The 10,669-nt window shown below is 58.6% G+C and carries 8 protein-coding genes and 1 other annotated feature; of the genes, 1 reads left to right on the top strand and 7 read right to left on the bottom strand.

The genetic code is table 11. From position 1 onward, the window contains the following. The first annotated feature begins 33 nt into the window (after window positions 1-33). Complete coding sequence (ybaL, locus tag ACVWZ0_RS06435; RefSeq protein ID WP_253455010.1) at window positions 34-1,719, top strand: YbaL family putative K(+) efflux transporter; 1,686 nt, start codon at window positions 34-36, stop codon at window positions 1,717-1,719. A gap of 261 nt (window positions 1,720-1,980) precedes the next feature. Here the strand turns inward: ybaL and ACVWZ0_RS06430 are convergent, their stop codons facing one another. From ACVWZ0_RS06430 to dnaX, 7 genes are all read right to left on the bottom strand, one after another. Beyond that, window positions 1,981-3,285, bottom strand: a complete 1,305-nt coding sequence (locus ACVWZ0_RS06430) for an inosine/guanosine kinase (protein WP_125288466.1) — start codon at window positions 3,283-3,285, stop codon at window positions 1,981-1,983. 75 nt (window positions 3,286-3,360) lie between these two features. Next, a complete protein-coding gene (gene hemH, locus ACVWZ0_RS06425; protein WP_253455011.1) occupies window positions 3,361-4,320 on the bottom strand; it encodes a ferrochelatase in 960 nt (319 codons plus the stop codon). A 116-nt stretch (window positions 4,321-4,436) separates the two neighbouring features. Continuing rightward, on the bottom strand, window positions 4,437-5,081 hold the full coding sequence (gene adk, locus ACVWZ0_RS06420; RefSeq protein ID WP_253455012.1) for an adenylate kinase: 645 nt from the start codon (window positions 5,079-5,081) through the stop codon (window positions 4,437-4,439). Window positions 5,082-5,459: 378 nt separating this feature from the next. Beyond that, the gene (gene htpG, locus ACVWZ0_RS06415; RefSeq protein WP_253455013.1) at window positions 5,460-7,334 is read right to left on the bottom strand and encodes a molecular chaperone HtpG; all 1,875 of its coding nucleotides are present in this window, start codon (window positions 7,332-7,334) and stop codon (window positions 5,460-5,462) included. Between the two features lie 96 nt (window positions 7,335-7,430). Next, entirely contained in the window at window positions 7,431-8,036 is a 606-nt protein-coding gene (gene recR, locus ACVWZ0_RS06410; protein ID WP_125288462.1) for a recombination mediator RecR, read from the bottom strand. Continuing rightward, window positions 8,036-8,365, bottom strand: a complete 330-nt coding sequence (locus ACVWZ0_RS06405) for a YbaB/EbfC family nucleoid-associated protein (protein WP_125288461.1) — start codon at window positions 8,363-8,365, stop codon at window positions 8,036-8,038. Before ACVWZ0_RS06405 ends, recR begins: the two co-directional genes overlap by 1 nt. Before the next feature lie 53 nt (window positions 8,366-8,418). Beyond that, window positions 8,419-10,368: a DNA polymerase III subunit gamma/tau gene (gene dnaX, locus ACVWZ0_RS06400; RefSeq protein WP_253455015.1), complete on the bottom strand. Its 1,950-nt coding sequence runs from the start codon at window positions 10,366-10,368 to the stop codon at window positions 8,419-8,421. Next, window positions 9,013-9,074 (bottom strand) — a sequence feature (DnaX frameshifting element). It overlaps the preceding gene by 62 nt. Window positions 10,369-10,669: the final 301 nt, after the last annotated feature.

The following is a 10,669-nucleotide window of genomic DNA, read 5'->3' as shown; positions in this document are numbered from 1 at the left end:
TTCGGATACATTTGCACATACAAGGAGAGAAGCATGCACCACACTACCCCGCTTATCACCACCATTGTCGGCGGGCTTGTTCTCGCTTTTCTCTTGGGTATGCTGGCCAATCGGCTGCGGGTTTCGCCGCTGGTTGGCTATTTGCTGGCTGGCGTGCTGGCCGGCCCGTTCACACCCGGGTTTGTCGCCGATACCAATCTGGCGCCCGAGCTGGCGGAGCTGGGCGTCGTGCTGCTGATGTTTGGCGTTGGCCTGCATTTCTCGCTAAAGGATCTGATGGCGGTTAAAGCGATCGCCATCCCCGGCGCCGTGGCGCAGATTGCCGTCGCCACGCTGTTGGGTATGGGGCTGTCTTCGCTGCTGGGCTGGCCGTGGATGACCGGGCTGGTGTTCGGCCTTTGCCTTTCCACCGCCAGTACCGTGGTGCTGCTGCGCGCGCTGGAAGACAGGCAGCTTCTCGACAGTAAGCGTGGGCAGATCGCTATCGGCTGGCTGATTGTGGAAGATCTGGTAATGGTGCTGGCGCTGGTGCTGCTTCCGGCTATCGCAGGTATGTTTGAGCAAGGCAACGCCAGCGTAAGTATGCTGCTGATCGATCTGCTGATTACTATCGGCAAGGTGGTGGCCTTTATGGTGCTGATGATGGTGGTTGGTCGACGCGCGGTGCCCTGGATCCTCGCCCGCAGCGCCGCGACCGGCTCCAGAGAGCTGTTTACCCTGGCGGTACTGGCGCTGGCGCTGGGCATCGCTTTTGGCGCGGTAGAGTTTTTTGACGTTTCCTTTGCGCTGGGCGCCTTCTTTGCGGGCATGGTGCTGAACGAGTCCGAGCTGAGCCATCGCGCCGCGCACGATACTTTGCCGCTGCGCGACGCCTTTGCGGTGCTGTTTTTCGTCTCCGTCGGGATGCTGTTCGACCCGATGATCCTGCTGGAACAGCCGCTGGCGGTTGCGGGCGTGCTGGCTATTATCGTGCTGGGCAAATCGCTGGCCGCGCTGCTGCTGGTGCTGCTGTTCGGCCATTCCCGCCGTACCGCGCTGACCATTTCGGTGAGCCTGGCGCAGATCGGCGAGTTCGCCTTTATTCTCGCCGGACTGGGGATCTCGCTAAAGCTGCTGCCTGATGAAGGCCGCAATCTGGTGCTGGCAGGCGCCATCCTTTCCATCATGCTTAATCCGCTGCTTTTCGCGCTGCTGCAGCGCTATCTCGGTAAAAAAGAGGCCGAGGAAGAGCAGCAGCAGGCCGCAATAATGGAAGAGGAAAACCCGATCCCGGTTAATCTCTGTAACCACGCCATCATCGTCGGTTTTGGCCGCGTCGGCAGCCTGCTGGGCAGGAAACTGATAGAAAATGGCGTGCCGATTGTGGTGGTTGAGAACAGCCGGACGCGGGTGGATGCCTTAAGGGCGGAAGGGATCAGCGCTGTGTTGGGCAACGCTGCCCGCACGGAGACGATGGATCTGGCGCGTCTGGACTGCGCGCGCTGGCTGCTGCTCACTATCCCTAATGGTTTTGAAGCGGGCGAAATCGTCATCGCCGCACGAGAGAAGCGCCCGTCGATTGAGATCCTCGCGCGGGCGCATCATGACGAAGAGGTGCACTACATTACCGAGCGCGGCGCAAATCAGGTGGTGATGGGCGAGCGGGAGATTGCCAACAGCATGCTGAATATTATGCTCGCCAATGAAAAGGCAAGCGCGCCGCAACCCAGCCCGATCTGAAAAGGCGAGTTTGATGACAAACTTAAAAGCCTGCGGCTTACACTGCCATTTTTACAGCGATCCAACCGCTTCACAGCGGCGGAGGCTGAGCGGATAAGCGGACCGTTTTCGCGCATGGACGCGCGAAACGAGCCTACATGGACGTGCGCGTCCGTGTTCCGCTCTGCCTCTGCGGCTATTTACCAGACTGATAGCCAACTGATGGCTGAGCATAGCTTTGTTAACAGTCTCAGGCGGTCTCTGGAAGAGGCCGCGCTCGTCTTATCTTTCCCAGTAGGACTCTTCCAGGCTGTCTTCGCGCTCCGGCAGCCCTCGGGTCAGGCGCGGCGAGTGCTGATTCAGCACCTGATAGCTGACGCGGTTGGCGTATTTACAAACCTGCGCCAGCGAGGAATAGGTCAGGTAGCGACGACCGTGTTTGCTGGAGTTCGGCACGTTCAGACGATGATAGTCGTTAGCGGTGATATCGTGCAGCACCGCCGCCAGCGCGCCGTCGCCCGCGCCGTTGGTGTTCATGATCTTCTCCGGGCCGCCCATATAAGGCGCGATATGCGAGAAAATGCGCAGCGGCTGCTCGCAGTCCTGGTGGCGCATCGCGCGGCTGAACTCATACTGGTTGAACTCCGGGATCGCGCCTGGCAGCAGCGGATGCTGCGTTTTGCGCTTGCCCTCTTCCTCAGTGTAGCCCGCCATATACAGACCGTTCGGCCCGGCGGTGCACAGCACCAGATCCACCCAGTCCAGCGCCATATTCGCCGCCTGTAGCGGATCGCTGAAGCCGGTCAGCGCCTCGCCCTCTTCCTCGTTCATCGCCACCACGGAAACGTGATCGCGCAGGAAATCGCGCCAGAACTGCGGATTGTCGCCAATCACGTATTTCGTGCCCAGCGTCAGCACCACCGGTACGTTATGCTTTTTCGCCCAGGCGATGGCCTGCATCGTTGCTTCCGCCATCGGTTCGCCCGGCTTGCAGCGCAGCAGATAAGAGGTCAGCAGCAGCGCGGACGCGCCCGCTACCACCTCTTCAGGAATGCTTTCCTTGCTCAGCTGGTTCATCATGCCCGGACTGATGGCAAAGGTACGCTCGCCGTGTTCGCCAATCAGCGTAAAGCAGCGGCCGATAGCGCCGTCGACGCCCTGCAAATAGTTCAGATCGGTACGGCTGGAGGTATTGCACAGGTAGCGATAGGCGTAGCTCCCGATCTGCACGTTGCTGCACATCACGCCCAGCAGCACCGAGCGGTCGTCGGCCAGCACCGAGTAGTTGTGCAGCGTGTTGCCGATGGTACCGCCCGCAAACTGATGGGTGATCAGGTTGTTTTGCGTCAGCTCTGCATACAGCGCTTCGGCAACCTCGTCTTCAATCACCAGCGAGTGGCCCGCACTCAGGCCGTAGCGCGCCACAAAAGCGTCATCCACCTTCGCTTCGATATCCACCAGGATCTGATCGATACCCGCTATCCAGCTGGTCGCGGTTTCGCTTTCCGGCTGCACGGGCTGGAGCAGTGGGTCGCGCGCGCTGACGGGAAAGTAGTGTTTGGATTTACGCTGGCCGGGAAATTTCATATTGCTGACTTCTGGAAAGAATAGGAAGCAGCCAATGATAACAGGGATGCGGCTAAGTGCCCACACCCCTCTGTTTTAGCGCTGGCTGTTGACCAGCTCAACCATCATATCGATATGCAGTTCATCGTCGTTCAGCGCCGGGATATATTCAAACTTGGTACCGCCCGCGTGCATAAAGAATTCGCAGTTCTGCTCGCTGATCTCTTCCAGCGTTTCCAGACAGTCGGCGGAGAAGCCAGGGCTCATGACCTGTACATGCTTCACGCCCTTTGCCGGCAGCGACTGCATCGTTTCGTCAGTATAGGGCGTCAGCCACGGCTCGCGGCCAAAGCGCGACTGGAAAGTCAGCATCGCTTCGTGTTCGGCCAGGCCCAGCGCGGCAATCAGCGCCTCGCTGGTTTCCCGACAGCGCAGCGGATAATCGTCGCCCTGATCGGCAAAACGCTGCGGAATGCCGTGGAAAGACATCACCAGCAGATCCGGCTTGCCATGTTTAGCAAACGACCGTTCGACCGACGCCTTCAGCGCGGCAATATAGGCCGGATGCGTGGCGTAATCGCGGATAAACTGCACCGAAGGCAGGCTGCGATAACCGGCAAAGACCTCGGTGATGCCGTCCCAGACCGCCGCCACGGTAGAGCAGGAAAACTGCGGGTACAGCGGCAGCACGATCAGGCGGGTTACGCCCTGCGCCATCAGGCTGTCAAGCGCGCTTTTCAGGCTCGGATTGCCGTAGCTCATGCCCAGTTCCACAGGCATAGGTAGCCGGGCCGCCAGCGCTTCGCGCTGCCGTTTGCTGTAGACCATCAGCGGCGAGCCGTCTTCCATCCAGACCGATGCGTAAAGTTTTGCAACGCGCGGCGAACGGATCGGCAGGATCACGCCGTTCAGGATTGGCCACCACAGCCAGCGCGGCGTATCGACCACGCGCTTGTCGCTGAGGAACTGTTTCAGGTAGCGTTTAACAGCAGGCGTGGTTGGCGCGTCAGGTGTACCTAGGTTCACCAGCAGCACGCCGGGTTTATCTTGCCTCATTGTTATTCCTTCTCTGGGCATGTCAGGTGATGAAAACGAGAATCATTCTAGCGGAAAATCAGGAAGGGGTAACCAATTGCTGTAGTAGGGCCAGCTTTTGCTGGCCCCGGAAGGTATTAACCGAAGATTTTTTCCAGTTCGGCGCTGACTTCAGACACTTTACGGGTGCCGTCAATTTTGTGGTAAGCGGTGTGGCCCGCTTCCGCTTCTTTGCTGTAGTAGGCAATCAGCGGCGCGGTCATCTGATGATATTCCACCAGGCGCTTACGCACGGTTTCTTCCTGATCGTCTTTACGCGTGGTCAGCTCTTCACCGGTCACGTCGTCTTTGCCTTCCACCTTAGGCGGGTTGAAGGTTACATGGTAAACGCGGCCGGATGGCGCATGAACGCGACGACCCACAATACGTTCAACAATCAGCTCGTCCGGTACGGCGAACTCCAGCACGTTGTCGATTTTGATGCCCGCTTCCTTCATGGCGTCAGCCTGAGGGATAGTGCGCGGGAAGCCATCAAGCAGGAAACCGTTACGGCAATCTTCCTGCGCGATGCGCTCTTTAACCAGGGCAATAACCAGTTCATCAGTGACCAGTTTGCCTGCATCCATCAGTTCTTTGGCCTGTTGACCCAGCTCGCTGCCGGCTTTAACCGCTGCGCGCAGCATGTCGCCCGTGGAGATCTGCGGAATGCCGTATTTCTCCATAATAAACTGAGCCTGTGTCCCCTTACCTGCACCCGGAGCACCGAGCAGAATAATACGCATTGCGTAAATCCCCTTGCGAATCGCTTTAATCAAGTTATGTAGGGCATGAACATACCATCATGCCCCTGTATCCACAAGGAACGCGGCCGTTAAGCTGGGTTATCGCCCGGTAAAGTTACCGGTAACGCCAGGGGGTTTCGGCATTATTGACGCCGCTTTAGCGCTTTACGGGCGCCGTCGTGCCGAAAGCCTTGTTTTCAGACAATTTCACCTTTTCGCCAGCAGGATCGCTACCGGTATAGTCCCTTGAGAGACGCGGTTTTCGGCAGGATCGCGCTTGCGGGAAAGCGTCGGGATGATAGGGAGTTGAGTTAAGAACCAGGCAGGAGGGAAACCAAACAGAAAGGCAGAGGGCGTTGCCCCCTGCCTTTGACCGATTTAGCCCAGCAGCAGCTGGTTCATGCGGCGGATAAACTGGTTAGGATCTTCCAGCGTGCCGCGCTCGGCAAACATCGCCTGATCGAGCAGCAGCTCAATCCACTCGCCGAAGCGGGCTTCATCCTGCGTATCCGCAGCGCGTTTAACCAGCGCGTGCTCCGGGTTCAGCTCAAACAGGTACTTCACTTCCGGCACCGGCTGGCCCGCAGCGGCGAACAGCTTCGCCATCTGGGTGCTCATGTCGTTGGCGTCGGTGGTGACGATAGCAGGCGTGTCGGTCAGGCGGTGCGTCAGACGCACATCCTTCACGCGCTCGCCCAGCAGCGTTTTCACGCGGTCGACAAACGGCTCCAGCGCTTTTTCCGCTTCTTTCTGCTCTTCGCTTTCTTCGTCTGCCAGCTTGCTCAGCGCTTCGTCCGCCTTGCTGACGCTCTGGAAGGTTTTGCCATCGAACTCGGTCAGATAGCTCATCATCCATTCGTCGATACGATCGGAGAGCAGCAGCACCTCGATGCCTTTCTTACGGAACAGCTCCAGATGCGGGCTGCTTTTCGCGGCGGCATAGCTGTCGGCGGTGATGTAGTAAATCTTCTCCTGCCCTTCCACCATGCGGCTGACGTAGTCTTCCAGCGACACGGTCTGCGCGGAGCCTTCGCTGCTGGTAGAGGCAAAACGCAGCAGTTTGGCGATGGTTTCTTTGTTGGCGCTGTCTTCAGCCGGGCCTTCTTTCAGCACCAGACCGAACTGCTGCCAGAATTTCTGATACTGCTCTTCGTCATCCTTCGCCACTTTCTCCAGCATTTGCAGCGCGCGCTTGCTCAGGGCGTTACGCAGATTCTGGGTAATGCGGCTGTCCTGCAGGATTTCACGCGAGACGTTCAGCGGCAGATCGCTGGAATCTATCAGGCCGCGCACGAAGCGCAGGTAGTTCGGCATAAACTGCTCGGCGTCGTCCATGATAAACACGCGCTGCACGTAGAGCTTCAGCCCGTGCTTGTGATCGCGGTTCCACATGTCCCACGGCGCCTGCGAAGGGATATACAGCAGGCTGGTGTACTCCTGCTTGCCTTCTACGCGGTTGTGGCTCCAGGTCAGCGGATCGGCAAAATCGTGCGAAACGTGTTTGTAGAACTCTTTGTACTCGTCGTCGCTGATCTCAGACTTGTTGCGCGTCCACAGCGCCTGCGCCTTGTTGATTTTTTCCCAGCTGGAGGTTTTCTCTTCTTCGTTATGCTCTTCGATCTCTACCGGCAGCGCGATGTGATCGGAATATTTGCTGATGATGCTGCGCACGCGCCACGCGTCCAGGAACTCGTCTTCGCCTTCGCGCAGATGCAGCGTAATCTCCGTACCACGATCTTCTTTCGTGATATCGGCAATGGTGTACTCGCCTTCGCCTGCGGATTCCCAGAACACGCCTTCATCCGCAGCGGCGCCGGCAGCGCGGGTGCGCACGGAAACCTTGTCCGCCACGATAAAGGCGGAATAGAAGCCGACGCCGAACTGGCCGATTAGCTGGCTGTCCTTCGCCTGATCGGATCCTAATGATTCCAGGAAGGATTTGGTGCCCGATTTGGCAATGGTGCCCAGATTCTCAATGACTTCGTCTCGCGTCATCCCGATGCCGTTATCGCTCAGCGTCAGGGTACGATTTTCCTTATCAACAGAAACACGCACGCGCAGATCGCCGTCGCCCGCGTAAAGTTCCGGCGAAGAAAGCGCGCGGAAGCGCAGCTTGTCGGCCGCATCGGAGGCGTTGGAGATCAGCTCACGCAGGAAGATTTCTTTGTTTGAATAGAGGGAATGGATCATCAGGTGCAGAAGCTGTTTTACCTCTGACTGGAAGCCACGCGTCTCTTGTCCTTTCATGGTCATTGCTACCTCAGTTAACTTGGCGGTTTACATTGAGAAGTAGAATGGGGACGACTGACGGGTTTTCAAGACGGCACGACGCATCGTGCCGTTAAATGACTAAAATTTAATCTTGTGGCGCCCGGCCAAAGAGTGGGACAGCGTGGTGCCGTCCACCATCTCCAGCTCGCCGCCAACCGGCACGCCGTGGGCGATGCGGCTGGCGTCAACGCCATACTGACCGCACAGCTCGGCAATGTAGTTGGCGGTCGCCTCGCCTTCAACCGTAGGGTTAGTGGCCAGGATCACCTCCTGAATCGCCTCTTTTTCCAGCCGTTGTTCCAGCCGGTCAAGACCGATATCGTTCGGGCCAATGCCATCCAGCGGCGAAAGGTGCCCCATCAGCACAAAGTAGCGGCCGGCGAACTGCCCGGTCTGCTCAATGGCGTGAATGTCGGCCGGGCTTTCTACCACGCAGATAAGACCCGTCTGCTGACGACGAGTATTCGCGCAGATGGTGCAGATTTCCTGCTCGGTAAAGGTGCGGCAATCTGCACAGTGTCCAATTTCCGACATGGCGCGCGTCAGCGCCTGCGCCAGACGCATTCCGCCGCTGCGATCGCGCTGCAGCAGCTGGAACGCCATACGCTGGGCCGATTTCGGCCCCACGCCGGGCAGACAGCGCAGCGACTCCATCAGGCTTTCAAGGAGCGGGCTGGTCTGCATCAGAACGGCATCTTGAAGCCAGGCGGCAGCTGCATCCCGCTGGATACCGCAGACATTTTCTCTTTCTGCGCTTCCGCTACGCGACGGGCGGCATCGTTAAATGCGGCAGCGACCAGATCTTCCAGCATATCTTTGTCGTCTTCCAGCAGGCTTGGATCAACCTCTACGCGACGGCAGTTGTGTGCGCCGTTGATGGTGACCTTCACCAGTCCCGCGCCCGATTCGCCCGTTACTTCCATGGCCGCGATCTCTTCCTGCACCTGCGCCATTTTGTCCTGCATTTGCTGGGCCTGCTTCATCAGGTTACCCAGTCCGCCTTTTCCAAACATAATTTTCTCTCTTAAGAAGGGCCGTACTCATGCCGCAGCACGGGAACAGCGTTTCAAAGGGGGCGAATACTCTCTTCATCCACGTCCGCATCAAAAAAGCGACACAGCGTCTGAATATGATTATCCGCGATAATTGACTGACGCGCCTGCGCCAGTTTCTCTTCGTAGATTTTTTGTCGCCACTCCAGCGGCGTCAGCACCGTCGGATTATCGTCTTCAATCAGCGTCAGTTCAACCGGCTTGCCTGCCGCCGCGCTCAGCGCCTCGCTCAGCGCTTTCTGTGCCGACGGCGAGTTCAGGTGACGCTGGCTGGAACGCAGGTGCAGACAGATCCCGTCTGCCGTCTGCTCTTTCCAGGCGTTCAGCGCCAGCTGCTGCACCAGCTTCGGCAGCGTCAGCCCGGCGATTTCCGCCGCCCAGGCGTCGCGCTGCTGCGATTCCGTGGTCAGCTTCGCCATCAGCTCCGGGGTTTTCTCATGTTCTAACGCCGTGCGCAAGGCTTTGGGCGTGGCCACCGGTTCTGGCTTCGCCTCGACGGTTTGCGCTTTCCAGCGATAGGCCTCCGGCTTTACCGGTTCAGTCGCGATAACGGCGCTTTGCCGCTTCTGACCACGCTCGGTCGCGGCAGCCAGCCGCTCCAGCGCCGAGCCTGCCGGCCGCGCATTGGGCGCTGCCGGCTCACTCTTTTTTAGTTTGGTCGCTCCCTGCTGGCGCATCAATTGCGTTCGCGCCTGCAACAGCTGGCTGGTGGTATCAGGCAGCGGCGCGCTGGCCTGCACGGTATGCGTCGGCGCCGGGCCTGCCGGCGGCTGGCTCTGCGCTGCGGACGGCGACGGGATCGTTTCCTGTTGGCCCGGCGCTGAAGGCTGAGCCTGCGGCACCATCGCAGGACGCGCGACCGGCTCTGCAATCACCTGTTTAGGATGAAAAGCCAGCGCGCGCAGCAGCGCCATCTCTACGCCCATGCGGCGATCGGGTGCCAGCGGCAGCTCTTTGCGGCCGACCAACAGCGTTTGATAATAAAGCTGTACGTCGGCAGGCGGCAGAACGCGCGCCAGCTCGCGCAGGCGCTGCTCGGCAGTGGCGAACTCTTCGCCCAGCGCGGAGGGCAGCAGCTGTATCATCGCCACGCGGTGCAGCAGCGTCAGCATTTCTACCAGCAGCGCTTCCCACTCGACGCCGCGTGAAGCGGCCTGGTCCAGCAAAGACATGACCTGCTCGCCTTCGGCGTTCACCAGCGCTTCGATCAGCGCCAGCGGCTGCTCATCGTCCAGCGTGCCAAGCATAGTGCTGACCGTCGCCGTGGTGATCTGCCCCTGCCCCATGGCGATAGCCTGGTCGGTCAGGCTTAACGCGTCGCGCATACTGCCATCGGCGGCTCTTGCCAACAGCTGTAACGCGCGCGCTTCGGAGGCGATCTGCTCCGCTTCCAGCACGTGCTCAAGCTGGCCACGGATCTGGCCAACGTCCAGCGCCTTCAGATGGAATTGCAGGCAGCGCGATAAAATAGTGACCGGCAGCTTTTGCGGATCGGTAGTAGCAAGCAAAAACTTCACGTGCTCGGGCGGCTCTTCCAGCGTTTTCAACAGCGCGTTAAAGCTGTGCCGCGAAAGCATATGCACTTCATCGATCAGATAAACTTTAAAGCGGCCGCGCGCGGGCGCGTACTGCACGTTATCCAGCAGATCGCGGGTATCCTCGACCTTGGTGCGCGAGGCGGCGTCGATCTCAATTAAGTCGACAAAGCGGCCCTGTTCGATTTCGCGACAGTTGTCGCATTTTCCACAGGGCGTAGCGGTAATGCCGGTTTCACAGTTAAGGCCTTTTGCCAGAAGACGGGCAATAGTGGTTTTTCCCACGCCCCTGGTGCCGGAAAAAAGATAAGCGTGATGGATGCGGCCAAGCGACAGGCCGTTCGCCAGCGCGGTCAGCACGTGCTCCTGACCGACGACATCACTGAACGCCTGGGGACGCCACTTGCGGGCCAGTACCTGGTAGCTCATTCGTGATTCATCATTGATTTATAGAGAATAATTCATCTAAACACCGTTAACCCGTGTTTTAGCCTCGTTGCTGATTGCCGCTACAGTGTACCAGTACGGCCTGGGTCATTCCTATCACTTTGCGTAAAACCAGCGGCTAAATCCGCTTGTGGCCAGCACCAGTAAAAACGCCGTTCAGATAATGATAAAAAAAGAATAGCGTGAAGTTGGGCAGAAAATTACCTGTTGCAGCCAGAAAACCGCACAACCCGAAACCCAGTCACTTTTCCTAAAATGACAAAACAGATTTACCCTCCAAAAA

The organism is Erwinia sp. TECH1, assembly GCF_054057575.1.
This window is presented reverse-complemented; position numbering and strand designations above follow the sequence as displayed.

What these genes read in the sequence shown, in the direction of transcription:
- ybaL (WP_253455010.1), top strand. Translation starts at nt 34, where the DNA reads ATGCACCACACTACCCCGCTTATCACCACCATTGTCGGCGGGCTTGTT.
- ACVWZ0_RS06430 (WP_125288466.1), bottom strand. Translation starts at nt 3,285, where the DNA reads ATGAAATTTCCCGGCCAGCGTAAATCCAAACACTACTTTCCCGTCAGC.
- hemH (WP_253455011.1), bottom strand. Translation starts at nt 4,320, where the DNA reads ATGAGGCAAGATAAACCCGGCGTGCTGCTGGTGAACCTAGGTACACCT.
- adk (WP_253455012.1), bottom strand. Translation starts at nt 5,081, where the DNA reads ATGCGTATTATTCTGCTCGGTGCTCCGGGTGCAGGTAAGGGGACACAG.
- htpG (WP_253455013.1), bottom strand. Translation starts at nt 7,334, where the DNA reads ATGACCATGAAAGGACAAGAGACGCGTGGCTTCCAGTCAGAGGTAAAA.
- recR (WP_125288462.1), bottom strand. Translation starts at nt 8,036, where the DNA reads ATGCAGACCAGCCCGCTCCTTGAAAGCCTGATGGAGTCGCTGCGCTGT.
- ACVWZ0_RS06405 (WP_125288461.1), bottom strand. Translation starts at nt 8,365, where the DNA reads ATGTTTGGAAAAGGCGGACTGGGTAACCTGATGAAGCAGGCCCAGCAA.
- dnaX (WP_253455015.1), bottom strand. Translation starts at nt 10,368, where the DNA reads ATGAGCTACCAGGTACTGGCCCGCAAGTGGCGTCCCCAGGCGTTCAGT.